The 25,140-nt window shown below is 59.3% G+C and carries 28 protein-coding genes; 17 read left to right on the top strand and 11 right to left on the bottom strand.

Annotation, left to right across the window (positions count from 1 at the left end; genetic code table 11):
• Window positions 1-24: 24 nt before the first annotated feature.
• Genes araD through B30_RS00875 form a run of 7 tightly spaced genes read left to right on the top strand, consistent with a single transcriptional unit; the run spans window position 25 to window position 7,552 of the window.
• A complete protein-coding gene (araD, locus tag B30_RS00905) occupies window positions 25-1,770 on the top strand; it encodes an L-arabinonate dehydratase (RefSeq protein ID WP_009570085.1) in 1,746 nt (581 codons plus the stop codon).
• A complete protein-coding gene (locus tag B30_RS00900; RefSeq protein WP_009570084.1) occupies window positions 1,770-2,699 on the top strand; it encodes a Gfo/Idh/MocA family protein in 930 nt (309 codons plus the stop codon). Before araD ends, B30_RS00900 begins: the two co-directional genes overlap by 1 nt.
• A gap of 18 nt (window positions 2,700-2,717) precedes the next feature.
• Entirely contained in the window at window positions 2,718-3,635 is a 918-nt protein-coding gene (locus B30_RS00895) for a dihydrodipicolinate synthase family protein (RefSeq protein WP_009570083.1), read from the top strand.
• 16 nt (window positions 3,636-3,651) lie between these two features.
• The gene (locus tag B30_RS00890; RefSeq protein WP_009570082.1) at window positions 3,652-5,169 is read left to right on the top strand and encodes an aldehyde dehydrogenase (NADP(+)); all 1,518 of its coding nucleotides are present in this window, start codon (window positions 3,652-3,654) and stop codon (window positions 5,167-5,169) included.
• On the top strand, window positions 5,166-6,089 hold the full coding sequence (locus tag B30_RS00885) for a 2-dehydro-3-deoxygalactonokinase (protein WP_009570081.1): 924 nt from the start codon (window positions 5,166-5,168) through the stop codon (window positions 6,087-6,089). Before B30_RS00890 ends, B30_RS00885 begins: the two co-directional genes overlap by 4 nt.
• Window positions 6,090-6,098: 9 nt before the next feature.
• Window positions 6,099-6,707 carry a 2-dehydro-3-deoxy-6-phosphogalactonate aldolase gene (locus B30_RS00880; RefSeq protein WP_009570080.1) on the top strand — a complete coding sequence of 203 codons (609 nt, stop codon included), beginning with the start codon at window positions 6,099-6,101 and terminating at the stop codon, window positions 6,705-6,707.
• Window positions 6,704-7,552 carry an SMP-30/gluconolactonase/LRE family protein gene (locus tag B30_RS00875; RefSeq protein WP_009570079.1) on the top strand — a complete coding sequence of 283 codons (849 nt, stop codon included), beginning with the start codon at window positions 6,704-6,706 and terminating at the stop codon, window positions 7,550-7,552. The genes B30_RS00880 and B30_RS00875 overlap by 4 nt, the downstream gene beginning before the upstream one ends.
• A gap of 5 nt (window positions 7,553-7,557) precedes the next feature.
• On the opposite strand, the gene B30_RS00870 is transcribed toward B30_RS00875, so the two are convergent.
• The 5 genes from B30_RS00870 to B30_RS00850 form a co-directional block, all read right to left on the bottom strand.
• Complete coding sequence (locus B30_RS00870) at window positions 7,558-7,887, bottom strand: hypothetical protein (RefSeq protein ID WP_009570078.1); 330 nt, start codon at window positions 7,885-7,887, stop codon at window positions 7,558-7,560.
• Window positions 7,884-8,831, bottom strand: a complete 948-nt coding sequence (locus B30_RS00865) for a DnaJ C-terminal domain-containing protein (RefSeq protein ID WP_009570077.1) — start codon at window positions 8,829-8,831, stop codon at window positions 7,884-7,886. The genes B30_RS00870 and B30_RS00865 overlap by 4 nt, the downstream gene beginning before the upstream one ends.
• A 549-nt stretch (window positions 8,832-9,380) precedes the next feature.
• Window positions 9,381-10,142, bottom strand: coding sequence for a formylglycine-generating enzyme family protein (locus tag B30_RS00860; protein ID WP_009570076.1), 762 nt, complete (start codon window positions 10,140-10,142; stop codon window positions 9,381-9,383).
• A 14-nt stretch (window positions 10,143-10,156) separates the two neighbouring features.
• Window positions 10,157-11,377 carry a copper-containing nitrite reductase gene (gene nirK, locus B30_RS00855; RefSeq protein WP_009570075.1) on the bottom strand — a complete coding sequence of 407 codons (1,221 nt, stop codon included), beginning with the start codon at window positions 11,375-11,377 and terminating at the stop codon, window positions 10,157-10,159.
• A 70-nt stretch (window positions 11,378-11,447) separates the two neighbouring features.
• Window positions 11,448-11,876 carry a pseudoazurin gene (locus tag B30_RS00850; protein WP_009570074.1) on the bottom strand — a complete coding sequence of 143 codons (429 nt, stop codon included), beginning with the start codon at window positions 11,874-11,876 and terminating at the stop codon, window positions 11,448-11,450.
• 145 nt (window positions 11,877-12,021) lie between these two features.
• Between B30_RS00850 and B30_RS00845 the strand changes: the two genes are divergently transcribed.
• A complete protein-coding gene (locus B30_RS00845; RefSeq protein WP_009570073.1) occupies window positions 12,022-12,744 on the top strand; it encodes a Crp/Fnr family transcriptional regulator in 723 nt (240 codons plus the stop codon).
• On the opposite strand, the gene B30_RS21610 is transcribed toward B30_RS00845, so the two are convergent.
• Window positions 12,686-12,943 carry a DUF1858 domain-containing protein gene (locus B30_RS21610; RefSeq protein WP_081583642.1) on the bottom strand — a complete coding sequence of 86 codons (258 nt, stop codon included), beginning with the start codon at window positions 12,941-12,943 and terminating at the stop codon, window positions 12,686-12,688. The genes B30_RS00845 and B30_RS21610 overlap by 59 nt on opposite strands.
• 124 nt (window positions 12,944-13,067) lie before the next feature.
• Between B30_RS21610 and B30_RS00840 the strand changes: the two genes are divergently transcribed.
• From B30_RS00840 to B30_RS00805, 8 genes are read left to right on the top strand one after another with little or no spacing between them, the layout of a single operon-like run.
• Window positions 13,068-13,520, top strand: coding sequence for a c-type cytochrome (locus B30_RS00840; RefSeq protein ID WP_009570072.1), 453 nt, complete (start codon window positions 13,068-13,070; stop codon window positions 13,518-13,520).
• Between the two features lie 12 nt (window positions 13,521-13,532).
• Window positions 13,533-14,882: a cbb3-type cytochrome c oxidase subunit I gene (locus B30_RS00835; RefSeq protein ID WP_009570071.1), complete on the top strand. Its 1,350-nt coding sequence runs from the start codon at window positions 13,533-13,535 to the stop codon at window positions 14,880-14,882.
• Entirely contained in the window at window positions 14,879-15,691 is an 813-nt protein-coding gene (locus B30_RS00830; RefSeq protein ID WP_009570070.1) for a CbbQ/NirQ/NorQ/GpvN family protein, read from the top strand. The genes B30_RS00835 and B30_RS00830 overlap by 4 nt, the downstream gene beginning before the upstream one ends.
• 10 nt (window positions 15,692-15,701) lie before the next feature.
• Complete coding sequence (locus B30_RS00825; protein ID WP_009570069.1) at window positions 15,702-17,597, top strand: nitric oxide reductase activation protein NorD; 1,896 nt, start codon at window positions 15,702-15,704, stop codon at window positions 17,595-17,597.
• A gap of 1 nt (window position 17,598) precedes the next feature.
• Window positions 17,599-17,772 carry a hypothetical protein gene (locus tag B30_RS00820; RefSeq protein WP_009570068.1) on the top strand — a complete coding sequence of 58 codons (174 nt, stop codon included), beginning with the start codon at window positions 17,599-17,601 and terminating at the stop codon, window positions 17,770-17,772.
• Window positions 17,769-18,005, top strand: coding sequence for a hypothetical protein (locus B30_RS00815; protein WP_009570067.1), 237 nt, complete (start codon window positions 17,769-17,771; stop codon window positions 18,003-18,005). The genes B30_RS00820 and B30_RS00815 overlap by 4 nt, the downstream gene beginning before the upstream one ends.
• Window positions 18,006-18,018: 13 nt before the next feature.
• Window positions 18,019-19,215, top strand: coding sequence for an NnrS family protein (locus B30_RS00810; RefSeq protein WP_009570066.1), 1,197 nt, complete (start codon window positions 18,019-18,021; stop codon window positions 19,213-19,215).
• A gap of 13 nt (window positions 19,216-19,228) precedes the next feature.
• The gene (locus B30_RS00805) at window positions 19,229-19,894 is read left to right on the top strand and encodes an NnrU family protein (RefSeq protein ID WP_009570065.1); all 666 of its coding nucleotides are present in this window, start codon (window positions 19,229-19,231) and stop codon (window positions 19,892-19,894) included.
• Window positions 19,895-20,004: 110 nt separating this feature from the next.
• Here B30_RS00805 and B30_RS00800 read toward each other — a convergent pair whose 3' ends face one another.
• Window positions 20,005-20,217, bottom strand: a complete 213-nt coding sequence (locus B30_RS00800) for a tautomerase family protein (protein WP_009570064.1) — start codon at window positions 20,215-20,217, stop codon at window positions 20,005-20,007.
• 26 nt (window positions 20,218-20,243) lie between these two features.
• Window positions 20,244-20,981, bottom strand: a complete 738-nt coding sequence (locus B30_RS00795; protein WP_009570063.1) for an SDR family oxidoreductase — start codon at window positions 20,979-20,981, stop codon at window positions 20,244-20,246.
• Between the two features lie 94 nt (window positions 20,982-21,075).
• Here B30_RS00795 and B30_RS00790 point away from each other — a divergent pair, with 94 nt between their 5' ends.
• On the top strand, window positions 21,076-21,972 hold the full coding sequence (locus B30_RS00790) for a LysR family transcriptional regulator (RefSeq protein WP_009570062.1): 897 nt from the start codon (window positions 21,076-21,078) through the stop codon (window positions 21,970-21,972).
• 28 nt (window positions 21,973-22,000) lie between these two features.
• Here the strand turns inward: B30_RS00790 and B30_RS00785 are convergent, their stop codons facing one another.
• Genes B30_RS00785 through B30_RS00775 form a run of 3 tightly spaced genes read right to left on the bottom strand, consistent with a single transcriptional unit; the run spans window position 22,001 to window position 25,129 of the window.
• The gene (locus B30_RS00785; RefSeq protein ID WP_232616881.1) at window positions 22,001-23,065 is read right to left on the bottom strand and encodes an ABC transporter substrate-binding protein; all 1,065 of its coding nucleotides are present in this window, start codon (window positions 23,063-23,065) and stop codon (window positions 22,001-22,003) included.
• Window positions 23,062-24,465 (bottom strand): sensor histidine kinase, encoded by a 1,404-nt coding sequence (locus B30_RS00780; protein ID WP_232616880.1) that lies wholly within the window; start codon window positions 24,463-24,465, stop codon window positions 23,062-23,064. Before B30_RS00780 ends, B30_RS00785 begins: the two co-directional genes overlap by 4 nt.
• Window positions 24,458-25,129 carry a response regulator transcription factor gene (locus B30_RS00775; protein ID WP_009570059.1) on the bottom strand — a complete coding sequence of 224 codons (672 nt, stop codon included), beginning with the start codon at window positions 25,127-25,129 and terminating at the stop codon, window positions 24,458-24,460. The genes B30_RS00780 and B30_RS00775 overlap by 8 nt, the downstream gene beginning before the upstream one ends.
• Window positions 25,130-25,140: the final 11 nt, after the last annotated feature.

The raw sequence follows: 25,140 nt of genomic DNA, 5'->3' as shown, positions 1-25,140 counted from the left end.
GGCCTGACGGAAAGGAGCCATCCCATGGCATTTACTCCTGCAAAATGGCCGCGCAGACTCAGAAGCCAAGAGTGGTACGGCGGCAATTCCCGCGACACGATTTACCATCGCGGCTGGATGAAAAACCAAGGCTACCCGCATGACCTGTTCGACGGGCGCCCGATCATCGGCATCCTCAACACTTGGTCCGAGCTGTCGCCTTGCAACGGCATCCACATGAAGGAACTGGCCGAGAAGGTGAAGGCAGGCATTTGGGAGGCCGGAGGTTTCCCGGTCGAAGTCCCCGTGTTCTCCGCCTCGGAAAACACCTTTCGCCCGACCGCGATGATGTTTCGCAATCTGGCCGCTTTGGCGGTGGAGGAAACCATTCGCGGACAACCGATGGACGGCTGTGTGCTTTTGGTCGGCTGTGACAAGACCACACCGTCGTTGATGATGGCTGCGGCCTCTGTCGATTTACCCGCCATCGTGGTCACGGGCGGGCCGATGCTCAATGGTTATTACCGCAACGAACGGGTCGGGTCGGGCACACATCTTTGGAAATTCTCCGAGGCGGTAAAAGCGGGCGAGATGACACAGGACGAGTTCTTGGAAGCCGAGGCCTCGATGTCGCGCTCCACCGGCACCTGTAACACCATGGGCACGGCATCCACCATGGCGTCAATGGCCGAAGCCTTGGGCATGGCTTTGTCGGGCAACGCCGCGATCCCTGCGGTGGACAGCCGCCGCCGCGTTATGGCGCAGCTCTCCGGGCGGCGCATCGTTCAAATGGTCAAGGACGATTTAAAACCCTCTGACGTGATGACCAAAGAGGCGTTTGAAAACGCCATCCGTACCAATGCCGCCATCGGCGGATCGACCAATGCGGTGATCCACCTCTTGGCCATGGCGGGCCGTGTGGGCATTGATCTGACGCTTGAGGATTGGGACCGCTGTGGTCGCGATGTGCCGACGATTGTGAACCTGATGCCCTCGGGCAAATACCTGATGGAAGAGTTCTTTTACGCGGGTGGTCTGCCTGTCGTGCTCAAACGTCTGGGCGAGGGCGGGTTGCTCCACAAAGACGCGATCACTGTCTCCGGTCAGTCGATGTGGGACGAGGTCAAAGATGTCGTGAACCACAATGACGACGTGATCCTGCCCACAGACAAAGCGCTCACGCAATCCGGCGGCATCGTTGTGGTCAAAGGCAATTTGGCCCCGAAAGGTGCTGTGCTCAAACCCTCCGCCGCGACCCCAGCTTTGTTGCAACACAAGGGCCGTGCGGTCGTATTCGAAGACATCGACGACTACAAAGCCAAGATCGAAGACCCGGACCTCGATATTGATGAGACCTGCATCATGGTGATGAAAAACTGTGGTCCCAAAGGCTATCCCGGCATGGCCGAGGTTGGCAACATGGGCTTGCCGCCGAAGATCCTGAAAAAGGGCATCACCGATATGGTGCGCATCTCTGACGCACGGATGTCGGGCACAGCCTATGGCACCGTCGTGTTGCATACCTCACCCGAAGCCGCCGCCGGTGGCCCGCTCGCCGTGGTGCAAAATGGCGATATGATCGAGTTGGACGTCGCCAATCGTCGGTTGCATTTGGACATCTCGGATGCGGAATTGGCCGAACGGCTCGCGCACTGGAAACCGCAGCATGAGCGGGCCGACAGTGGCTATGCCTGGTTGCACCAACACCATGTCGAGGGCGCGGACACAGGGGCCGATTTGGATTTCCTCAAAGGCTGTCGTGGTTCGGCGGTTGGAAAGGATTCGCACTGATGAAACTTGCACTTGTAGGGATCGGCAAAATCGCAGTGGACCAACACATCCCCTCGATTGCAGCCTCGGATCAATGGGAACTGGCGGCCACGTTATCCCGTCATGGCACCCTTGACGGCATTGACAGCTACACCGATTTTGACACGCTCCTGAACACGCACCCGGACATCGCCATGGTGTCCCTGTGCCTGCCTCCCGTGCCACGGTTTGAATACGCCGCCAAGGCGCTCAAGGCCGGTCGTCATGTGATGTTGGAAAAGCCCCCCGGCGCGACCTTGGCCGAATGCCATGCCTTGACCAAACTGGCACAAGACAACGGCCTTTCGCTCTATGCCACATGGCACTCGCGTGAGGCCGATAAGGTGGCTGTGGCCAAAGCATGGCTGGCGGACAAAACGCTTTTAAGCCTGAAAGTAACATGGAAAGAAGACGTGCGCCGTTGGCACCCGAACCAAGATTGGATTTGGGAGCCGGGCGGCATGGGCGTGTTTGATCCGGGCATCAACGCGCTGTCCATCGTGACCGAAATCTTGCCCGTGGACATCCACCTGCGTGACGCCACACTGATGGTGCCCGAAAACCGTCAAACCCCGATTGCCGCCAATCTGGCGTTTTATCATCCCCGGGGTGCCGAGGTCAGTGCCACGTTTGATTGGCGCCAAGTGGGGGATCAAATATGGACCATCGAGGCGGTGACTGATCAGGGCACCCTGACACTTTTGGATGGCGGCGCGCGGATCATGGTTGATGGCCGCGAGGATGCGCTTGTCGACAACAATCCGCTCTCCGGCGAATACCCGCGCCTTTACGCCAATATGGCCGCTTTGATCGCGTGTGGCGGCATCGACATGGACCTGCGTCCGATGGTGCATGTCTCGGACGCGCTGGCCCTTGGTCGCCGGGTTGCCGTTGACCCTTTTCACGACTGACACGAAAGATTTCCCGCTATGAAACACCCCTTAACCGGCATCCTTCCCGTTGCCCCCACGCCGTTTTTTGCCGATGGTCAAGTCGACTCTGAGGGCATGAAACGCGTGTTGGATTGTATGATCGACCAAGGCGTCGATGCGATCTGTATCCTGGCCAATTACTCCGAACAATTCCTGTTGTCCGACGAGGAGCGTGCGCTTTTGACCCGTGTGAGTTTGGAACATGTCGCGGGCCGCGTTCCGGTGATCGTGACCATTTCGCATTTCGCCAATGAGATTGTTGTCGCGCGTGCGCGCGAAGCGCAGGCCGTGGGCGCCGCGATGTTGATGATGATGCCGCCCTATCATGGCGTCGGTCTTGTCCCGCCCGAACACGCCATTTTTGGCCAATTCAAAGCCGTCTCCGACGCGGTGAATATCCCGATCATGGTGCAAGACGCGCCCTTGTCTGGCGTGACATTGTCTGTGCCATTCTTGGTTCGAATGGCACAAGAGATCGAAAACGTGTCTTATTTCAAGATGGAAACCCCCTTTGCCGCCGATAAACTCGCCGCTCTCATCGAGGCCGGTGGCGATCACATCGTCGGCCCCTTTGATGGCGAAGAGGCGGTCACGCTTTTGGCCGATTTGGATGCGGGTTGTACCGGGACGATGACCTCCGCGCTTCAGCCGGAAAAAATCCGCCCCATCCTGATCGACTACCGCGCCGGCAACATCGACGCAGCTTTGGAACAATGGCGTCTGTGCCTGCCGTTGATCAACCACGAGAACCGCCAATGTGGCCTCCGCGCTGCGAAAACCGTAATGATGGAGGGCGGCGTGATCGAAAGCGATTATGTCCGCGCCCCGTTGCAACCGATGAGCGCACGCACCAAAGATCGGCTGTTGCAGCTGTCGCGTGACCTTGACGTTATCGCCCTGAAATGGGGCAAATAAGATAGGACATCCTCCCATGACCTTCACACCACACGGCAAACACCTGATCGCGGGCGACTGGGTTGCGAGCGAAGACACGTTCGCCTCCGCCCCGGCTCACGGTCCGTCGCATCTTTTTTCACATGGCACACCTGATGTGGTGGACCGTGCTGTGCAGGCCGCCGAAGAGGCGTTTTGGTCCTTTGGCTACAGCTCCCGCGAAGAGCGCGCAGCGTTTTTAAACACCATCGCCGACGAGATCGAAGCCCGCGCCGAGGCGATCACCGAGATCGGATCGCAAGAATCCGGCCTGCCCGAAGGTCGCCTTCAGGGCGAACGTGGCCGCACCACTGGCCAGTTGCGTTTGTTTGCAACGCATATCCTCAAGGCCGAGTATTTGGACCGTCGTCATGACGTAGCCCTGCCGGATCGTCAGCCGCTTCCACGCCCCGACATTCGAATGATGCAGCGCCCGATCGGCCCTGTGGCTGTGTTTGGCGCGTCGAATTTCCCGCTGGCCTTTTCGACCGCAGGCGGTGACACCGCCTCGGCGCTGGCGGCAGGCTGTCCGGTTGTGGTCAAGGGCCACGACGCCCATCCCGGCACCGGCGAAATCATCGCCGAGGCGATCCATGCCGCGATCCAAACATGCGGTGTGCATCCCGGTGTGTTCTCGCTGGTGCAAGGCGGTTCGCGCGATGTCGGGGTGGCGCTTGTGCAGCATCCCCTTGTCCGCGCCGTGGGCTTTACCGGCTCCTTGGGTGGCGGCCGGGCCTTGTTTGATCTCTGCGCCCAGCGTCCAGAACCGATCCCGTTCTTTGGCGAATTGGGCTCGGTCAATCCGATGTTCCTTTTGCCCGCTGCGATGTCCGCACGCGCGGCAGATATTGGCACAGGCTGGGCCGGATCGCTGACAATGGGCGCTGGGCAGTTTTGCACCAATCCGGGGATTTCCGTCGTCATCGACGGCCCTGACGCCGACACATACTTGAACGCCGCGGTCAAAGCCCTGTCTGCCACCGGCGCGCAAGTCATGCTCACCGATGGCATCGCCACAGCCTACCGCGCTGGCCGTGACAAAATCGCCGCCACAAGCGGTGTCCAAGAGGTGTTGACCTCAACCTGCGACCTGCGCAACGCCACCCCCTATCTCTTTGCCACAACCGGAGCCGAATGGCTGACCAATGAGGCTTTGGGCGAAGAAGTGTTTGGGCCGCTCGGGTTGATTGTTCGGGTGACGGATGTGGAGGAAATGCGTGCGGTGGCCAAATCGCTACAGGGTCAGTTGACCTGCACGCTGCACATGGATGCGGATGACGCCGACTTGGCACAGAGCCTCCTGCCGATCCTCGAACGCAAAGCCGGGCGCATCCTTGCCAATGGCTTTCCAACCGGGGTCGAAGTCTGTGACGCGATGGTGCATGGCGGGCCTTATCCGGCTTCGACCAATTTTGGCGCAACCTCTGTCGGCACCCTGGCGATCCGCCGCTTCCTACGCCCAGTCAGCTACCAAAACATCCCAGAGGCCGTCTTGCCGAGAGATCTGATCGGGTGAGCCCATTTGCAGACTGGATTGCCGTTGATTGGGGCACCTCGAACCTGAGGCTTTGGGCGATAGACGCCCAAGGTCAGGTGAAGATCGAGCAGAGTTCGGATCAAGGCATGGGGCGGTTGACGCCGGACCAGTTTGAGCCGGTACTCTTGGGCCTTTGCGACGGGCTGCTTGATCCTGCGCGTGTGACCCCTGTGCTGATCTGTGGCATGGCGGGGGCGCGGCAAGGCTGGGCCGAGGCGCCGTATGTGTCGGTCCCGGTCACCTTGAGCGCGCTCGGGGCCGGGGGCGTTGCCCCTTTGGTCACATCGCCCTTGATCGCCGTGCGTATCCTTCCCGGCCTGTCCCAAGCCACCCCTGCGGATGTGATGCGTGGCGAAGAGACCCAAATCGCCGGGTTCGCGGCCCTTCGTCCCGAATTTGACGGCACCCTCTGCCTGCCCGGCACCCACAGCAAATGGGTGTCTTTGGCGCAGGGAACTGTGAGCCGCTTTCGCACGGTGATGACGGGAGAGATGTTTGCGCTTTTGTCTGAACACTCCGTGTTGCGCCACAGTGTTGGCCGCGACATTGCCGGGGATACGCTCGATGAGGCCGCGTTTATTCACGGCGTGCGCCACGCTTTGGACGCAGGGGGGACTGCCTTTGCCACGCTGTTTGCTCTGCGCGCCGAGAGCCTTGTGAATGCCACGCCCCCCACGGCGTTGCGTGCGCGGCTTTCGGGACTTTTGATTGGCATCGAACTGGCCGCGACACGCGATTTTTGGAGCGGGCAAAAGGTGGCTTTGATTGGTGCCGGAGCTTTGACCACGCTTTACGCGCGCGCGCTGTCCGAACTCGGTCCCACGCCGCACATTGAGGACGGGCGCGATCTCGCCCTGCGCGGATTGCGCGCCGCCTACCCGCATATATTTGAGCTTTAAGGACACCCCATGACACGCAACATCATCGCCATTTTGCGCGGCATCACCCCCGAAGACGCTGTGCCCATCGCCGAAGCTCTGATCGCTGAGGGCATCACCAAAATCGAAGTGCCGCTCAATTCGCCGAACCCGTTTGCCTCGATTGCCGATATGGTCAAGGTCTGCGGCGCACGGGCGGTGATCGGCGCGGGGACCGTGCTTGAGGTCGCGCAAGTGGCGCAGCTCAAAACCATCGGCGCGCAACTTGTCGTGTCGCCCAACATGGACCCCGAGGTGATCCAAGCGACGAAAGCCGCCGGGATGTTGTCCTATCCCGGCGTGATGACCCCATCCGAATGCTTTGCGGCACTCAAAGCCGGAGCGGATGGATTGAAACTTTTCCCGGGCGCGCTTTTGGGGCCTGAGGGATTGAAAGCGATCCGCGCCGTCTTGCCCGCGGGCACCGAAGTGCTTTGCGTCGGCGGGGCCGGTCCAGATAATTTTGCCGCATGGGCAGCGGCCCGTGTCGATGGCTTTGGCATCGGGTCCGCGATTTACCAACCGGGCGACGGTGTCGATGCGGTCCATGGTAAGGCGCGCAGCATTGTCGCCGCCTATGACGCGGTGTTCAGGCCATGAGCACGCAGGTTTTTGATCCCCGCCCTTGTGTTTTGGGCGAAGGGCCACTGTGGCACCCGCTGCGCCAAGAGCTTTTTTGGTTCGACATCATCGCATGCCGCCTGTTGTCACGTCAGGGCGAGACCACGCGGATGTGGCAGTTTGACGAGCATCATTCGGCGGCGGGTTGGGTCGATCACGAGACACTTTTGGCGGCCTCCGAGACGGGTCTTTGGCGGTTTGATATTGAAACCGGACGGCGCGATTTGGTTGCGCCTTTGGAGGCGGATCGTTCCGAAATGCGATCGAACGATGGCCGCGCCGATCGGCAGGGCGGGTTTTGGATTGGCACTATGGGCAAGCGCGCCGAGCCCGGTCTGGGGGCGATTTATCGCTATTACAAAGGCGAGACTGTGCGGTTGTTTGACGGGCTGACCATCCCCAATGCCATCTGTTTCGCTCCCGATGGGCGCATCGCCTATTTCGCCTGTACCAAGACCGGACAGATCAACCGTCAGGCGCTCGATGCCTCAGGCTGGCCCATAGGCGCATCTGAGGTGTTTCTTGACCTGCGCGCCGCGGGATTGAACCCCGATGGCGCGGTGGTGGATGCCGAGGGCGGGATTTGGAATGCGCAATGGGGCGCGGGCCGCGTGGCGCGGTATTTACCGGATGGCTCGTTTGATCGCGCCATATCGGTTGGTGGGGTGCATAGCTCCTGTCCGGCCTTTGGCGGCGCGGATTTGACCACGCTGTTTGTGACCACCGCGCGCGAAGACATCCCGACGCCGGATGCGGCGCAAGGGGTGGTTTACGCCTGTGACGCGGGTGTGAAAGGCCTACGGGAGCCGCAAATTCTTCTGTAAGGGCCTTATGACGCGTTCAAGCTCTCCAAAATCCGCGCATGTACATCCGCCGGCAGCGCCTGAATGGCGCGTTCAATGGCAAGGCGTTCTTGGTGAGCGGTATGGAGTTGATCAATCAGCGAAATCACCACGCCCAGAGCCGTCTCATCCAGATCCAAATCAAACGACAGATCGCACAGCAATTCCAACCGGGCGATGTCGATGCGCCGAAACACATAGCCCGTCTCACTGCGATCCGGTCGCACAAACTCGGCCTCGATGAAGCGGACAAGTTGGTCCCGGCTCAATCGGGTGATTGTGGTGATCACCTCCTCTTCAGAAAAATGTTCAATCATGAGTGGCCCCCCTTCATCAGATCAATACGAGGATCAAAGGTGTTTTTGCCGCGCCGTGCCGCTAGAAAGTCCCGCAAATCGGCATCGACCTCGGGCGGGACGACGATTTTAAGCTCGACCTTTTGATCGCCTTTTTCTTTGGCCCCGGCGCGTTCAACGCCACGGCCTCTCAGCCGCAGAATGCGCCCCGAACTGCTACCGGGAGGGATGGTCAAATCCACGGGTCCGTGGATCGTCGGCGTGCTGACTTTGCCGCCCAAAATGGCCTCTTCAATGGTGATCGGCAGCGTCAGAAGGATGTCATCTCCGTCACGGTGAAACACCGGATGCGGGCGCACGGACACGGTGATCAACGCATCTCCGGCGGGGCCTTGCCCAAATCCGGGCGCGCCTTTCCCGCGCAGACGTAGGGTTTGGCCATCCGCCGTGCCTTTGGGAATACTCACCGAAAGGGCCTGACCGTCCGGCAGGGTGATCCTCGTTTTGGTGCCCAGCACGGCCTCCAGGAATGGCACCTCAAGACTATACCGCAGGTCAGCGCCACGCACAGATGCCCTTTGAGCGCCAAACCCGCCGCCGCCGGATTGCCGTGCACGGTTGCGCAATATTTCGGCGAAAATATCGGCCGGGTCGGTGTCCGCACCAAAGCCGCTGCGTTGCCGATAGGCATTGTCGGAGGTGTCCGCAAAATCGCGGTAATATTGGCGCGGGGGCCGCTCCGCCCCCTGTGCATCAATCTCGCCCGCATCATAGCGGGCACGGGTTTCGGGCTTTTTCAAAAGATCATAAGCCGCCCCAATCGCTTTAAACCGATCTTCCGCAGCGGGATCATCCGGGTGCAGATCAGGGTGGCTGGTGCGCACCAGTTTGCGATAGGCTTTTTTGATCTCATCTGCGGTTGCCGACTTGGTGAGACCTAACACTTTGTAGGGATCATCGGGCATCTGGATTCCTTATCGATCTTTGTGGCGTCATGATAGTGCAGTCCCGTAAAAATGCTTACTCATTTGTGTTGTGACCTGTGCGTTCGACATATTTTGTGCGTCATCAAACCCTTCGGCAATGTCTTCACGCAAAACGGTCAATTGTTTGGTCAACTCTTCGAAATCGTTGGCAACAAAGGTAGCATCGGGGCGTTGGTTTCACTTTTCATCGAAAACAGCTTTGGGAATATTGGACCGAGAGGAAGGGGAAAGGCAAAGGCAAACGTTTCGACGGCCTGTGCGGTGGTTTGACCTTGGAAGGACATAGCGGAGCTGTCAACCGCAGCCCCGGCATTGTGAACACGCCGGTCGCGGTGGTGACGACGCTTTTTAGGTCTCCTGAGTAGGAATGCATCCTGATCGGGGGTAACGCGAGATACGCCTGAATACGCCTTATCAGAGCATTGACTTCGGATTGCGCAACTCGTTGAAACAAGAAGCCGCCTTTTGGCGTAGATCAACGCGTATGGTAAGCCGTTTGTCGGTCAACCGGACCTATTTCTTACCGCGTCACACACCACCGCCCTTTATGTCCTTGTTTGTCACCAATCGCAGTCCGAGATGGGCAGGCGGGCTGCCGACAGCGCAGCCGCCGCGGGCCGGGTCGCGGACCAGAAACGGGATCGCGGCAACATGTTCGCCGCCGGCAAAAAAGGCCGGGCAACGATCGCGGTCGATGGAGCCTCCACCGTCACCGGCAAAACAATCTTCGGTCCATTCCCACACGGAGCCATCAAGATCGACAATGCCCTCGGGGCTGACGGAAAAACTGCCTTGTCGCACCAGACGCCGCGGCGCGAGGCCCTCGATCAGATAGCTGGAAGCCCAGCTCAATGCGGGATCTGTGAAAATCGGATCTGGTTCCTCGGGCAAAACATCTTTGGCCATGAAATCCCATTCCTCTGCCGTCGGCAGTCTGAAGGGATGACGCGAATGGCGGTTGATCCAGTCCAGGTACTGGTTGACGTCTACGAAATTCAGCCCGGTGGCTGGAAGGAACGCGGGGTCTTCGTGTGCAGGGGCACGCAGTTCCAGATCACAGGCGCCATCGGCGTGACACTGGTTCCATTCGGCCACAGTCACTTCGAATTTCTGAACGAAAATCTTGTGATCGTCGGACAGCACGACTGCATGTTCGGCCATCTCGGGCACATAGGACAAGTCGGGGCCGCGCAGCATCCACCACGCGCCCCCGACGAGCGTGACCGTTGCCATACCTGCCACGATCTTCAGAAGGGACGAAAAGATCACATGAGATACGGAAACGGTCATAGGTTTGGTCCCTCTTAAGTTTCAATACTCTTCGGAGCGACGACTTGTTCCATCAGGGCGTTGTTCCATTCGCCTTCGACGACGAAATGCGCGGTGGCACCAAGAAGAGCCGCCTCGATGAGGTTGTGGTTCACATAGGCGTAAACCCCCGGCTGTTCGAACGTATAGAGCGCGGCCCCGGCTGATCCGCCCCGGATGAACCAGCTTTCGAGACCTGTTTGCGGGGCGTCAGAGAAGGATCCGGCTTCCCAGACATAGTTGCCATGGCCGCCAATGAGGTGTGGACGGGTGTCGCGGTTGGCCTGATTGTGGATCATCAAGACCGTTTCACCGACCTTGGCCTTCAGTGCGTTCTCACCTGTCAGCGCGCCGACAGAGCCATTAAACACGGAATGGGTCGGGGTGAGTGTGCGCATGGCATCAATGCTGTCGGCGTAGTCTTCGCCAGCCGTCTCATATGTTTTGTACGCGCCATTTTCGTCGAGTGGCAGGTAGAAATCCTGTTCGCCGATATAGGCGATGCGGTCGTATGTGAGCGCGTTGCCATCGCGGTCTTTCAACCCATCTCGCGGCAACACCATCACCGCACCGTTCATCCCATGGGTGACGTGATAGGGGATCATCGCCCCGCCCGGTGCGCAGTGATAGGTGAATACGCCCGGTTTGGTGGCTTTCCAACGCAACACGGTTTCCTCGCCGGGGAAGACATGGGTCAGCCCGCCGCCGCCCAAGGCGCCTGTGGAGGCGTGAAAGTCGATGTTATGTTCCATCATCGAATCCACCGGGTTGCGCAGGGTCAGTTCGACATAATCACCCTCATGCACGATGACCAGCGGACCGGGGACGGAACCGTTGTAGGTGAGCGCCCAAATTTCGGCACCCGTGTCCTCATCCACCGTCAACAGCACCTCTTTTGTATCCATGGTGATTTCGACGATTTTGGGGCCGCCGGTTGCCACCTGGTCGTGGACCGGGGCAAAGGGCGGCGCGACAAGGTCTTGTTTCACGCGGGTGTAGCCCGACAGGTCCACTTTCGGCGCGACGGCCTGAGCCTGAGCTTCGGCCTGAATGAACCGAGGCGCGGCGGCGCGTGGGGCGGCCAGAGGCGCGGATTTGCGCACCGGTGTCGCCAGTGCGGCACCGCCAACAGCGGCCGCGGCACCGGCAAGAAGAGAGCCGCGCAGCACATTGCGACGATTGGTTTTCACGAGGCCGGGGTTGATATAAGTGGTCATGAGACCCTCCAAGATTTTTATGGATTGTTGTGTCTTGTGCGTTGGGTCTTAATTTTGTTCACGGCACTGTTCAGAGTTTGCCGAGTTGTGTCTCAAAGCGTTCCTTGGCCTTTTTCGGCAAACGCCCGGCAAGGAAATCATCTGGGGCGGCGGCATCGCCGACTTTGATCGTCATCACCATGCCCATTGCGAAATGCGGATTGCATTTGACGGCATAGACACCTTCGGCATCGAAGGTCACGTCGAGTTCCTGGTTGATCTTACCTTTGAAGGCCTCGGCTCCGGCAGGGATCATACCATCGACGCTTTCGGCGTTATGGGCTTTGTCCGTCGGAATGAATTTGACGGTATCACCGGGCGCGATCTGCACGAGGTCGGGTTCGAAAACCATTGTGCCATTGTCGCTCTTGTTGAGCATATGCACCTCGAACACCTCCGCACTGGCGGCACCGCCGAGCAACGCGGCGAGAGCCAGTCCAGAAATCAGGGAACGAAACATTGTCTGTCCTTTCGGTTGATTTGTTTTCGGCTTATTTATAGACCCGCCTCCAAGACGAAGTTTGCGGTGGCACAAACTTCTCATCGTTTCTCTCGGGCGATACGCATCTATTGGACGCCGCGCTCTAACGTGTTTAGAAAGAACAATGTCTGACACAGCCAAAACATTGCCGCGCCTTGATGAAAGCCTGCTCAGTCATGTGCCGCCCTTCTCAAAGTTGGAAAAGCGGCAGATTCGTGAGATTCTGGACATGGCAAGCGTCCGCCGCCTCGGCGAGGGCGTTGCGGTCTTTGAAGAGGGTGCCCCGGCGGAGCGTTTCTATATGTTGCTGGACGGCTATATTCGGGTGATGCGGATCACCGCGACCGGAGAGCAGGTCATCGCTCTCCACATTCCGTCCGGCCAATTGTTTGGCATCGCCAAAGCGATTGGACGTGACACCTATCCAGCGACCTCTGTGACGGCGTCTGAAGCGATCATCTTGAGTTGGCCCATGCGGGTTTGGGACGATTTCGTTGCGCGTTACGACGGTTTCGCCACCGAGACTTACAAGACGCTGGGACAGCGCCTTGGCGAAATGAACAACCGCATTGTTGAGATGGCGACGCAACAGGTCGAGCAACGTGTTGCCAATGCGCTTTTGCGGTTGATCAACCAGACTGGTCGCAAGGTTGAAGGCGGCATCGAGATCGACTTTCCGATCACCCGTCAGGACCTCTCGGAAATGACTGCCACCACATTACATACAGTATCGCGTTTGTTGAGTGCCTGGGAAAAACAGGGGTTGGTGTCAAGTCGCCGCAAGCGGATCACCGTGACCGATCCCCACCGCCTTGTGTTGATGTGCCGGGGTGGGGTGCCGACATAACCGCCTCATGCAATTCCGCGACAAAGGCGTGCTGATCGAGATGGTATTCTGCACAGGCGTCTTCAACTGTGTGAAAGGGTGTGACGAGACAGCCAACACAGAGCATTTTGTGGCGTAAGAAAACCTGAATCGTCGCGGGCCATGTTTCCATAAGCTCATTCAGGGTCAGATCGGCATTGAGCGGGGATGTCAGAGGCATGGCGCGTCCTTTCACCGATCAATCTAAAGAGCTGAATGTATCGAAACGTTGCGCCAGCGCAAACTTCGCACATTTCAGGACGGTTACCTCTCTGGTCATCAAGTGACCCAAAGAGAGGCCCACCATGGCTGAAATTCTGACCAAAACGCGGGCGCGAAACATCTTTTACGGAGGATCAATCTTCTTCGTTGTGGTGTTCATTGCGCTGACCGCGCAGAGCCACCGACATATCGTCAAAACGTCTACCGCAGGGATGCCGCTGACCGAACAGGTCGCGCTCGGCAAACATGTCTGGGAAAAAAATTCCTGCATCAACTGCCACACGCTGCATGGCGAAGGCGCCTATTTCGCCCCTGAGATTGGCAATGTGATGACCCGCTGGGGTGTCGCCGATGACCCGGAAACCGCCTATGAAATCCTCGACGGATGGATGCAGGCGCAGCCTTCGGGCATCGAAGGCCGCCGCCAGATGCCACATTTCGAGATCACCGAGGAAGAGATGCGCGCGCTCTCTGAGTTCCTGCGCTGGGCCGATCAAACCGACACCCAAGGCTGGCCGCCGAATGACGCGGGCTAAGGAGAATAACCCATGAAATACCAATCCCAATCTGTGGCGAAAGCCTATTTCTACTGCGCCATGGCGCTGTTTGGCATTCAGGTGCTGGGCGGGCTTTTGGCGGGCTGGATTTACGTTTCGCCCAACACCCTGTCCGAGATCGTGCCTTTCAACGTGATCCGCATGATCCACACCAACGCGCTGATCGTCTGGCTGTTGCTGGGCTTTTTCGGCGCGGCCTATTTCCTCGTTCCCGAAGAGTCGGAACGCGAACTGTTCTCCGTCAAACTCGCCTATCTCCAATTGATCATTTTGATGGTTGGCACGCTGGGCGCGGTTGGGTCCTATCTTGTCGGCATTCACGGCGGTCGCGAGTTCCTCGAACAGCCCTTGTGGGTGAAATTCGGCATTCTTGTCGCAGCCGTCATTTTCTTGTTCAACATCTCGATGACGGTTCTCGCCGGGCGCAAAACCGCGATCACCAACGTACTTTTGATGGGGCTGTGGTTGTTGTGCCTGCTCTGGGTCTTCGCTTTCATCAACCCCGAGAACCTCAGCCTCGACAAGATGTACTGGTGGATGGTCGTTCACCTCTGGGTCGAAGCGACCTGGGAACTGGTCATGGCCGCGATCCTTGGTTATCTGATGCTCAAGCTCACTGGTGTAGACCGCGAAGTGGTCGAAAAATGGCTCTATGTCATCGTCGCCACCGCGCTGTTCTCCGGTATCCTTGGCACAGGCCACCATTTCTACTGGATCGGCACGCCGGGCTATTGGCAGTGGATCGGGTCGATCTTCTCCACCTTCGAAGTCATCCCCTTCTTTCTGATGATGTCCTTCGCCTTCGTCATGGTCTGGAAAGGGCGCAAGAACCACCCGAACAAGGCCGCGCTCTTGTGGTCGCTCGGGTCCTCCACCGTAGCCTTCTTCGGCGCTGGCGTCTGGGGTTTCCTGCACACGCTGCATGGGGTGAATTTCTACTCGCACGGCACCCAGATCACCGCCGCTCATGGCCACCTCGCCTTCTACGGCGCCTATGTCGCCCTGAACCTCGCGGTCTTCACCTACGCCATGCCGATGTTGCGCGGACGTGATCCCTATAACCAGGTGCTCAACATGGCGTCCTTCTGGCTGATGACCGGCGGCATGACCTTTATGACCTTCGTGCTGACCTTTGCCGGGACGATCCAGACCCATATGCAGCGTGTACTGGGCGAAAACTACATGGAGGTTCAGGACAGCCTGTCGCTCTTCTACCTGATGCGCTTTGGCGCGGGGGCCGCAGTGGTCATTGGCGCGCTCCTGTTCATCTACTCGCTCGTCGTTGCGCGCAAACGTGAAGTGATTCAACCCGGCCCAGCACAAGCTGTCGCAGGAGAATGACCATGACGCTTGATCTTTCACCTTCCGCCTCTGTTGATCTGCCGTTCTATCAGCCAACAGGTATGGAATGCGGCCTGTTCGAAACGGCCTATGAAAACGGTTTGCCCCTTCTTTTGAAGGGGCCGACCGGCTGCGGCAAAACCCGCTTTGTCGAATATATGGCCGCAATTCTAGGCAAGCCGGTCTACACCGTGGCCTGTCACGACGATCTCTCTGCGGCCGATCTGATCGGGCGCTACCTGCTCAAGGGTGGCGAAACCGAATGGGTTGATGGGCCACTGACCCGCGCCGTGCGTGAGGGCGCGATCTGTTACCTCGACGAGGTGGTTGAGGCGCGCAAAGACGTAACCGTGGTGCTGCACCCGTTGACGGATTCGCGCCGCACCCTGATGATCGACCGCACGGGGGAAGAGCTTGCCGCACCAAAGGGTTTCATGCTCGTTGCCTCCTACAATCCGGGCTATCAAAACGTGCTCAAGCGTTTAAAACCCTCAACCCGTCAACGGTTCCTTTCGATCTCTTTCGACTTCCCGGAGCCAGAGGTGGAAATCGCGGTGGTCAGTGCCGAAAGCGGGCTGGAACCCGGGCGCGTTGCGCCATTGGTGCGGCTCGCGGGGCATATTCGCGCGCTCTCGGGGATGGATCTCGAAGAGGGCGTGTCCACCCGGCTTCTGACCTATGCGGCGCGGCTGATGGCCAGCAACATGAGTGTCGATCAGGCGATTCAGGTCGCCATCATCGAACCGCTCACCGATGAGCCGGATGTGCAGCAGGCGCTGCGTGATCTGGTCTCGACGATCTACGGATAGGAGCCGCGCCATGCGTTTGATGGACCTGATGGAACCGGAAGAGACGGTGGGCAACCTGTGGCACGATTGGGCCAAAGACATCGGTGCCGACACAAGGTTCCCTGAGGAGGGCGTGACCCTTTCCTCACTGCGCCCCTCTCTGACGGTGGTGTTTCGTGCGCTCGGTGGCCATGCGGGGGTGGAGCTTGTCGAAGCCGCCCCAACGCCGGTGCGGCATCGCGTGGCGTTGCGCCGCAAACTCGGGTCCGCCCGCGAAACAGAACATGTGGCGGCCTTTGATGGCGAGCGCCTGCGCTTGCCGCCGGTCATTGATGTGTTTCCAGAGGCACGGCTCAACCGCGCGGCGTATTTTTGGCTCACCGCTTTGGCGGTGGTGAGCAGTCAAGATATGCCGGATTTGCCTACGGAACCTGTGGGCCAGGCGATGGATTGCGCGCAAATCCGGGCCAATGCGCAGGCCTGCGATCACGCCTATCTGCGCTGTCCCGGTCTGCGCGCGGCTTACCGCGACCTTGCGCTTTTGTCCCTCGGGCGCCGCACCAATCTGGCACGCCCCCCTGCCGAAGCCATGATGGAACAGGCGTTGCGGGATCAGCTGGGTGGGGAGGTCTCATCCGCCGGTGTGCCGCCAAGTGAAACGGGCACCTATATGCCGCTCGCCCCAGTGCCGATCTGGCTGCGGTTCGAGCGTTTGACATCCGGTCGCGGTGCGAGCGAGGATCAGGCCCAGAGCAAGACTGCCGCCTCCGGTGCGGCCAGCACCAAACGCAAGCTTGGCGAGCGTCGCGATCTCGATCAGACGCGGCGGCGCGACAGTTTTATCATCCACAGGTTTGAATCCATTCTCTCTTGGGTCGAGTCGATGAATATCAACCGCTCGGTGGACGATGACGACGAAGAGAACGCCGCCAAGGCAGCGGAGGATCAGGACCAGATCACCCTGAGCAAACACAATCGCAAGGCGGCGACCCGGCTTCGGCTGCATCTCGACCTCTCTCCGGTCGATGCCGAACACGAGAGGCTCGCGGGCACACATGTATATCCTGAATGGAACCACCGGACAGGCAGCTATATGGAGGGTCATTGCCGGGTGCTCGAAGCCCCTGTTGCCGTTGGTCCCAATGACGGGTTTCGCGCCGATCCGCGCCACATTCGCGCGGTGCGGCGGCAATTCGAGGCGCTGCGCCCGAAACGCATCCTGCGCCCGCGTCAAATCGATGGCAGCGAATTGGATCTCGACGCAGTGATTTGTAACCGCACCGACATCCTCGCCAGCGGGCGCGGCACGGATCGTATCTGGCAACAAGCACGCCAAGTTGACCGTGATCTGACGGTCGCCTTTCTGATTGACACGTCGCGGTCGACAGAGGCCGCGATTGGCGACAGCTCGGTGATCAATGTGGCCCGTGAGGCCATGTCGGCGCTCAGTGCCGGGATCGACGCCGCGGGCGACCGGTTTGGCATCTGGGGGTTTTCCTCGCTCCGGCGCGACCGGGTTTTTGTCGCGCGGGTCAAAGGCTTTGCCGATCCGATGGGCGCCACTGTCCAAGACAATATCGCCGCGCTCAAACCCGGCCATTTCACCCGGCTCGGCGCCGCGATCCGTCATGTCAGCGCGGAATTGGCGAAAGAAAGCGCCAGCCACAAGCTGTTGATCGTTTTGACCGATGGCAAGCCCAACGATCTTGATCACTACGAAGGCCAGCACGGCATCGAGGACAGCCATATGGCGGTGCGCGAGGCGCGCCGGGCCGGACTGTCGTTGCATGGCGTGATCATCGACGAAGACGGGCAGGACTGGTTCGCCCGCATTTTTGGCCGGGGCGGGTTCACGCTTTTGCCCCATCCCGAACGGCTCTTGCGGGCCCTTCCCGACATTTACCGCAGCCTCACACAGGAGAGTTAATATGCGTTTTCTAATCCTTCTCACCGCCGTCATTCCCGCATCGGGTTTTGCCGAGGCGTTCGATCGTCCAATCCCACAGGCGCAATCCGCCACGGCGGAACTTTGGTTCTTTTTCGCCACATTGGCACTGATTGCCGCGCTGATTGTGGTCGCGCGGGTGGTGGCGCGGCGATGACCCGACAGGGCGTGGGGCACTGGAGCGCGGCACGCATCGCGGTGCTGCTCTTTCCTTTCGGTTGGGGCGCTTTTGCGGTGAATGTCTTTTTCGCCTCGCTCATTGGGTCGTGGCTTGGCTTGCCGGTTGCGACGACCTCGGTGTCGCTGGGGCTTGGCGCGCTCATCGCGCTGCCTGCCACCTATGCCTTTGCCTGTCATATCCGACGCCTGATGGATGTTGCCGACACTTGAAAGGACCGTGAGAATGCCCGTTTCTTCTACTGAACAGATGCGCCGTTGGACGGGTCCAGCCCTGTTTTCCTACGGGTTTCGTCCGTTTTTCCTGTTTGGATCGCTTTGGGCTGCCTGTGCCATGTGCCTGTGGATATTGGTCTTGTCCGGGGCGCTCACCCTGCCGTCACGGCTCGATCCGGTGAGTTGGCACGCCCATGCGTTCCTGTTTGGCTATCTCGGTGCGATCATCGCCGGGTTCCTTTTGACGGCTGTTCCCAACTGGACCGGGCGCCTGCCGGTGGTCGGTACGTCCCTGATCGGGGTGTTCGCGCTCTGGGGTATCGGGCGCATCGCCATGCTGTTTTCGGGGCTGATCCCTTTCGGCTATGCGGCCGCCACCGACCTTGCCTTTCCACTGGTGCTCGGGGCGTTCTTGCTGCGAGAGATCGTTGCGGGGCGGAATTGGCGCAACCTGCCCGTGTTGCTCCTGCTCATGGTGTTTACCCTCTCTGACCTTCTGTTCCTTTTGGAGGCCGGGCGCGGGGGCAATGCGGCGACGGGCTTCGGGATGCGGCTGGGGCTTGGCTCGGCGTTGATGATGGTCGCCCTGATTGGCGGTCGGATCATCCCGTCTTTCACCCGTAACTGGTTGGTGAAAGCGGGACATGCGGCGCGTCCGGTGCCGCCGATGCAGCGGTTTGACAAAGCCACATTGGCGCTGAGCGCCTTGGCGCTTTTGGCATGGGGGGCGGCGCCGTTGCATGTGGTCACCGCGCTTCTCCTTGCCGTGATCGGCGTGTTGCACCTAATCCGCCTGAGCCGTTGGCAAGGGCTGATGACCCGGCGCGAACCGATTCTGTTTGTCTTGCATATGAGTTATCTCTGCTTGCCGCTCGGGGCTTTGGCTGTCAGTGCCTCGATCCTGTGGCCGGGGATGTTGGCGGGGCCTGCCGCAGTGCACCTGTGGACCGCAGGCGTGATTGGTGGAATGACGCTGTCGGTGATGAGCCGTGCCTCGCTGGGTCATACCGGGCGCGACCTACAGGCCAGCGCCGGGACCGTGGCGGTCTATGTCGCGCTCTTTGCCGCCACAATCCTGCGGTTTCTAGCCGGGTTTGTGCCACTGACCGGGCTGTATCAGCTTTCGGGCGGCTTTTGGATTATGGCATTTCTGGGCTTTGCCATACAGTATGCCCCGATGCTGTGGTCTGCGAAACGGTCCCGTTGAGGAGGTCTGTGACATGAACTGGGTTGCCTATGGGACGATGTTCGCGTTGTTTTTGTTCAGCCATTCGATCCCGACCCGCCCCGCCGTCAAACGCCGGGCGGTGGCGGCGGTGGGCGCGCGGGGCTTTACCATTCTATACTCGCTTCTGTCGCTGGCCATGCTCTTGCTGCTGATCCGCGCGGCCAACTGGCCCGATCAGGTTCTGTTGTGGCCACAATCTGCGATCACTCTGACTGTGACCCGGATTGGAATGCTGGCGGTCTGCATGATATTCGCCCTGTCACTTGGGCGTCCAAATCCCTTTTCCTTCGGAGGGGCAAAGACTGATGCGTTTGATCCGTCGCGGCCGGGTTTCGTGCGGGTGCACCGCCATCCGCTCCTGTTGGGGTTTCTGCTTTGGGCGGGTTTGCATCTGTTGCCCAATGGCGATTTGGCGCATGTGTTGCTGTTTGGAGCTCTGGGCGGGTTTGCCATCCTTGGGATGCGGCTTCTGGATCGGCGGCGGCAAAAAGAACTGGGGATGCAGACATGGCAGACCCTGTGGCACCCTGCGAAACGCGCGCCCCTGCGGACGGTCTTTGCAAAGGGCGATGTCAGGCGGAGTGTCTACGCGCTGACCGCCTATTGTGCCCTGATTGCTGGCCACAGCTTTTTTGCGGGCGTTTCTGTGCTTTGGTGATCCTCTGAGTGATCCTTGGTCGAACCACGAAGATGGGTGTCGAAACCAAAGGTCATTGTCAGAAATCATTGGGGCGGCGGCTTGCACTGCTGCCCCGTGCATAAGGCGACTTAGCCCTTGGCGCGATACTCATCCGGCAACACAAACACTTCGTCGGCGCGGCCGTACCCACCATCCTTGACCTCTTCGATCAGAACCATTGTGTTGGGGCGCACGACCTCTCCAAAGAGCCCAACCAGCAGGTCGGTTGTCTTGTGGATCAGGTCTTCTTTCTGGGCCGTGGTGAGGGAGTCTTGTGGCAATTTGTAGTTTGCAAATGGCATTTGATTGTCCTTTCAAGGGGAGGGGGTTAGATCACGCCGCCATTGGCGCGAAGGGTTTGGCCACTGATCCAGCGGCCATCAGGGCCAGCGAGAAAAGCCACAGCGGCAGCGATGTCGTCAGGCGTCCCGAGACGCCCAAACGGGTTCATGTCCTTAATGTGTTCGATCAAGGCATCGGGTTTCCCGGTCCTGAAAAATTCGGTGTCCACCGGGCCGGGCGCGACGGCGTTGACGGTGATCCCACGCGGGCCAAGTTCTTTTGCCAACACATGGGTCATCGCCTCGACGGCGGCTTTGGTCGCGGCATAGAGGCCGTAGTTAGGCTGGTAGAGGCCAACGACGCTGGAGGACAGGCTGACAATGGTTCCGCCCTCCGTCAGGCGATGGGCGGCCTCGCGCATGCCTCTGAAGACGCCCGCAAAATTGACGGCGCATTGCGCGTCAAAGTCCTCATCTGTCGCGGCGCCAATCGGGCCGCCGCGCATGATGCCTGCATTGTTGATCAGACCGTTGGCGGGTCCGAAGGTCTGTTCAACAGCGTCAAACAGCTCGGCCATGCAGGATGGCTCTGCGACATCGCCTTGGACCGCAATCGCTTGACCGCCGGCCTCCTTTATCGTTTTGACGACGCGATGAGCCGCGGCTTTGTCACGCGCATAGTTTATCAGAACAGCATGACCGTCCTGAGCAAGACGCAGTGCGATGGCCGCACCGATCCCTTTGCTGGCGCCAGTGATGATTGTGTTTTGAGTTGGGTGTTTCATGTCGATCTCCGGTCTGTTGTCACGGTAGATAAACCGGAATAGATTCCAGATAATCCGGCGAAAATTGGAATGATAATTCGGAAATGACGAACAAATGATAGACCGGCTTGCGACGATGCGCCTTTTTGTCCGTGTTCTGGAGCGTGGCAGCTTTACCAAAGCCGCTGCCGATCTGAACATTCCGCGCTCAACCGCCAGCGAAGCCATTCAACGGTTGGAGCGCGATTTGGAAAGTCGCTTGCTTGACCGCACGACACGGCACATCGCCGCCACGCCCGATGGGGCGGCCTATTATCAACGGTGCCTGTCGATCCTGGCCGATTTGGAGGAGGCAGAAGGCGCCTTGCGTGGACACGAGCCTTCGGGGCTTTTGCGCATTGATGCTCCTGGTACGCTCACACGGGTCTTTTTGTTGCCGCGCCTGTCGGGGTTCCTCGCCCGATATCCCAAGATCACATTGCAACTTGGTCAGACGGAACGATTGGTCGATCTGGTGCGCGAAGGGGTCGACTGTGTCATCCGCGCCGGAGAACCGGAGGACAGCACCATGATGATGCGGCGACTCGCCAGCATCCCGGAGATCACCTGCGCCAGCCCCGAGTATCTTGCAAAATACGGCACGCCGCAGTCCGTCAAGGACCTCGATGGCCATCGTATGGTGGGGTTTTTGTCGTCGCGAACGGGAACGGCGATGCCGCTTGAGTTCAAAGTCGGGACGCGTTTTGAGGAAGTCTCTTTACCTGCAACTGTGACGGCCAATGACGCAGACACGGTGCATCACTTGGCAAGGGAAGGCTTCGGCCTCGTGCAAGCACCAAAGTATCGTTTTCTGGATGACCTTGAGGCTGGGAGACTGGTGGAAGTCCTGACCAATGCGCCACCCCCACCCATTTTCCTCGCCGCCTACTCCCCCCAGAACCGCCAACTCTCCCCCAGAGTGCGGGTGTTTCTGGATTGGGTGGTTCATGTGTTTGAGGACGCGGCCCTATGAGGTGCTGTCTCGACGAGGCGCGCCCCGGTTATTTCACCGCATCCACACCAAAACTATCGCGCCATTTTTCGATAAAGCGGGCGCGCCTGTGTCGATCCATTGCGACAAGCAAGGTCGGCCCAATGGGAATGTAGCGTGTCGCACTTTCGTTTGCGGCGGTTTCATCGCTGTTGCTGTCATGAATGAGCGTGCTCTGGGACAACAGGGCGCGCCCACGGGGCGACAGGAGAAAGTCCAAAAACCCGCCCGCCGTAGCACCTTGATGCGCGCCTTTTGGGATCATAAAAGCGCGCGACAAAAACAACGTGTAATCTTCGGGGTAAATCACGCCCAAATTCGCATGCGGGACGGTATCCACATAGGAGCCCAACACATTATAGGCGATTTTATATCGGCCACTGTCGACCCCTTCAATGATCTCCGCCGAACAACAGGTTGCCACCGCATCGACGCGGGCGAAGCCTTCCAAAAGCCCGCCAAAGGTTGTGGCCTCCTGACTGTCCATAAAGGCAAAGAGAAATCCAAGGCCGGAGGCTTCCACATCATAGGTGGCGATTTTACCCATAAAGTCGGCAGAGGAACGCCGCATCAAATCCAACAGTGCAAAGCGCGTGCGCGGGGCGTCCTCAGCAGAGACCAGATCGGTGTTGTAGATGATCACAGCGGCTTCGCGGGTGATCCCCCAAAGCTCGTCGCGCCACCGACGCGCGGCGGGCAATTGGGCTGTGAATTCAGACTGATAGGCACTGGCACAGGCGCGGTTGACCAAATCCACCATCTGATGCACTCCGGAGGAAATCACCACATCCGCAGGTGTGGCTGTCCCCTCACAGGCTCCAAGACTGTTGGCATAAAGCGCGTTGGACCCCCATTGTTCATAGGCGATTTCGACGCTTGGGTTGGCCGCGACAAAGGCCGCCAAAGCAGGGGCAAAAATCGAAATATCGGTGGTGGAGCGCACCAGGAGAACGGTGCTTGGTGTGGCGTCTTTGGCGATAAATCTTTGGCTGGCCTCTTGGCTCATCGCCGGGTTGGCAATGAGGCACAGCACCATCAAACTCATACGCCACAAGCGTAAAAGAGATCGCATCATACCTCCTCCACGCTATGGTCCGCAGGCAAGGCCAGACTGACACGAAACCCTTGATCATTGCGTGCCATATGCACCTTTCCTTGGAATGCCTCGGCCACGGCGCGCACAATCGAGAGGCCCAATCCCGCGCTGTTGCCCTTTGAGGCGGCGGAGCGTTCAAACCGTTGGCCGATGGTGTCGATCACATCGTTGGCCGGGCCAGGACCCGCGTCTTGGACCCAAATCTCGCCTATGCCTCGATCGGCACAGACCCCGATGGTGATCGGGGATGTGCCATGACGCAGCGCATTCGCCAGCATGTTTTTCGCCGCTTCACTCAATGAAATTTCATCGGCCATCACGATCACCGCCACATCCCCGATCTCTAATCGAACCTCGGCCTCCGGGGCCAAAACTTCGTGGTCGCGGTCCTCAAAGACCTTCAGCGCCACGTCGCGCAAATCCACGGCGGAGGGCGGGGCGTTATCTGTGCGGTGGATGACCATGGCGCGCGACAACATCTGATCCAACAAAGTGCCCAAAGAGCGTGTGCGCCGCACCAAGCGCTCCAGTCGATGGGCGCGATGCGCGGGATCGTCTTCTATTGCCAATTCCGCCTGCGCCCGGATCGCGGCAACGGGGGTGCGCAACTGATGCGCGGTGTCGGAAATCAGATGTTTCATCGCGCCGACTTGTCGGTCCAGACGCTGCATAAACCGGTTCATCGCATGGACCATGACCGCAACTTCGGCAGGCCCGTCTGCGGCCATCGGCGTCAAGTCATAGGGGTCACGGTGCGACAGGTCTCGGGTCAGGTGTTCAAGCGGTCGCATGGCTGAGCGGATCACTAAAAATGCCCCCAAAAGCAGAGCGATGCCGCCAATCCCCGTGACCAGAACCGCGCCCTTGGTCAGGTCCAGCGCCATCGCATTGCGCGCCCGCAACGTCTGTCCGACAAAGACAAACACCGCGCCGGAAAAATCCCGTTCCGAGAACCGCCTGGCCACGGTGACAAACCGCGCGCGTTCGCCTTGGAGTGTGCTGTCAAAAAACGCTGGCGTGGTGAGCGTGTCATGGGTGAAATCGCGTGCAACAGCGCCCGCGTAGCCGGTCAGAACCTCGCCCTGCGGGCCACGCACTGAATAAAAAATGCGATCATCCGCCGCCAGGGACAAAAGGCCAAAGGCCGAGACCGGAATATCTGCAATCGGGGCGCCATTCACGATGTCGATTGATTCCGCAATGTCATTGGCCGCACCCAGTAAAATGCGGTCAAAGGATTGCCGCGCTGCGTTTTTGCCGTAGGCAAAGGCGGCGATCGTCACCAAAATGCCCCCTACGGCCAAAAGCGACAAGACCCCGCCCATCACTCGTGACAGGAGTGTGCGTTGACCGTTCAGCGCAACCATGTGGCTATTCATTTTGGAAAATCCGATAGCCGACACCGCGTTGGGTTTCGATGCTCACGCTTGTGCCCGCGAGCTTTTTGCGCAGCCGCGCGATGTAGAGTTCGATGGCGTTTAATCCCACATCGGCGTCATCAAAGGCGAACAACCCATCATACAGGCGTTTCTTACTCAGCGCGGCCTTTTGATTGCGCAACAACAGCCCCAAAAGCGTGGCCTCGCGTCGGGTCAGATTCAGCGGCACACCTTCAAGTGTCGCATTCAGGGTTGCGAGCGAAAATGTCAGCGGTCCCAAAGAGATGGCGTCCGATTTTTGCTCCGCTTCGCGCCGCACAAGGGCACGAAGGCGGGCTTCCAATTCACGTTGATCAAAGGGTTTGACCAAATAGTCATCGGCCCCAAGATCAAGCGCGGACACCCGGTCATCGACGGAAAACAAGGCGGTCAGCATCAACACCGGCGTGCGGTCACCGCGCGTGCGCATGTCGCGCAACAGCTCGGTGCCGTTGCGGTCGGGCAGGTTGATGTCGAGCACAATCGCATCATAGCGCTGCACCGCCAGAAAATCTTCCGCTGCCTCACAACACTCGGCGATGTCACAGGCCATGCCGGATTTGTCCAGCCGAATGGCCACGGCTTCGGCCACATCGGCCGCATCTTCAACGATCAATATCCGCATGGTCCTCTGAT

This window comes from Celeribacter baekdonensis B30, from assembly GCF_000299875.1.
GTDB classification, from domain to species: domain Bacteria; phylum Pseudomonadota; class Alphaproteobacteria; order Rhodobacterales; family Rhodobacteraceae; genus Celeribacter; species Celeribacter baekdonensis_A.
This window is presented reverse-complemented; position numbering and strand designations above follow the sequence as displayed.

Bases quoted from the DNA above. Each gene is read 5' to 3' on its own strand.
- B30_RS00830 (WP_009570070.1), top strand. From the start codon at position 14,879: ATGACCATGACGCTTGATCTTTCACCTTCCGCCTCTGTTGATCTGCCG.
- nirK (WP_009570075.1), bottom strand. From the start codon at position 11,377: ATGACCACTTATATCAACCCCGGCCTCGTGAAAACCAATCGTCGCAAT.
- B30_RS00880 (WP_009570080.1), top strand. From the start codon at position 6,099: ATGACACGCAACATCATCGCCATTTTGCGCGGCATCACCCCCGAAGAC.
- B30_RS00835 (WP_009570071.1), top strand. From the start codon at position 13,533: ATGAAATACCAATCCCAATCTGTGGCGAAAGCCTATTTCTACTGCGCC.
- B30_RS00860 (WP_009570076.1), bottom strand. From the start codon at position 10,142: ATGACCGTTTCCGTATCTCATGTGATCTTTTCGTCCCTTCTGAAGATC.
- B30_RS00900 (WP_009570084.1), top strand. From the start codon at position 1,770: ATGAAACTTGCACTTGTAGGGATCGGCAAAATCGCAGTGGACCAACAC.
- B30_RS00840 (WP_009570072.1), top strand. From the start codon at position 13,068: ATGGCTGAAATTCTGACCAAAACGCGGGCGCGAAACATCTTTTACGGA.
- B30_RS00820 (WP_009570068.1), top strand. From the start codon at position 17,599: ATGCGTTTTCTAATCCTTCTCACCGCCGTCATTCCCGCATCGGGTTTT.
- araD (WP_009570085.1), top strand. From the start codon at position 25: ATGGCATTTACTCCTGCAAAATGGCCGCGCAGACTCAGAAGCCAAGAG.
- B30_RS00795 (WP_009570063.1), bottom strand. From the start codon at position 20,981: ATGAAACACCCAACTCAAAACACAATCATCACTGGCGCCAGCAAAGGG.
- B30_RS00850 (WP_009570074.1), bottom strand. From the start codon at position 11,876: ATGTTTCGTTCCCTGATTTCTGGACTGGCTCTCGCCGCGTTGCTCGGC.
- B30_RS00870 (WP_009570078.1), bottom strand. From the start codon at position 7,887: ATGATTGAACATTTTTCTGAAGAGGAGGTGATCACCACAATCACCCGA.
- B30_RS00890 (WP_009570082.1), top strand. From the start codon at position 3,652: ATGACCTTCACACCACACGGCAAACACCTGATCGCGGGCGACTGGGTT.
- B30_RS21610 (WP_081583642.1), bottom strand. From the start codon at position 12,943: ATGCCTCTGACATCCCCGCTCAATGCCGATCTGACCCTGAATGAGCTT.
- B30_RS00895 (WP_009570083.1), top strand. From the start codon at position 2,718: ATGAAACACCCCTTAACCGGCATCCTTCCCGTTGCCCCCACGCCGTTT.
- B30_RS00845 (WP_009570073.1), top strand. From the start codon at position 12,022: ATGTCTGACACAGCCAAAACATTGCCGCGCCTTGATGAAAGCCTGCTC.
- B30_RS00865 (WP_009570077.1), bottom strand. From the start codon at position 8,831: ATGCCCGATGATCCCTACAAAGTGTTAGGTCTCACCAAGTCGGCAACC.
- B30_RS00780 (WP_232616880.1), bottom strand. From the start codon at position 24,465: ATGAATAGCCACATGGTTGCGCTGAACGGTCAACGCACACTCCTGTCA.
- B30_RS00810 (WP_009570066.1), top strand. From the start codon at position 18,019: ATGCCCGTTTCTTCTACTGAACAGATGCGCCGTTGGACGGGTCCAGCC.
- B30_RS00800 (WP_009570064.1), bottom strand. From the start codon at position 20,217: ATGCCATTTGCAAACTACAAATTGCCACAAGACTCCCTCACCACGGCC.
- B30_RS00875 (WP_009570079.1), top strand. From the start codon at position 6,704: ATGAGCACGCAGGTTTTTGATCCCCGCCCTTGTGTTTTGGGCGAAGGG.
- B30_RS00805 (WP_009570065.1), top strand. From the start codon at position 19,229: ATGAACTGGGTTGCCTATGGGACGATGTTCGCGTTGTTTTTGTTCAGC.
- B30_RS00825 (WP_009570069.1), top strand. From the start codon at position 15,702: ATGCGTTTGATGGACCTGATGGAACCGGAAGAGACGGTGGGCAACCTG.
- B30_RS00815 (WP_009570067.1), top strand. From the start codon at position 17,769: ATGACCCGACAGGGCGTGGGGCACTGGAGCGCGGCACGCATCGCGGTG.
- B30_RS00790 (WP_009570062.1), top strand. From the start codon at position 21,076: ATGATAGACCGGCTTGCGACGATGCGCCTTTTTGTCCGTGTTCTGGAG.
- B30_RS00785 (WP_232616881.1), bottom strand. From the start codon at position 23,065: ATGATGCGATCTCTTTTACGCTTGTGGCGTATGAGTTTGATGGTGCTG.
- B30_RS00775 (WP_009570059.1), bottom strand. From the start codon at position 25,129: ATGCGGATATTGATCGTTGAAGATGCGGCCGATGTGGCCGAAGCCGTG.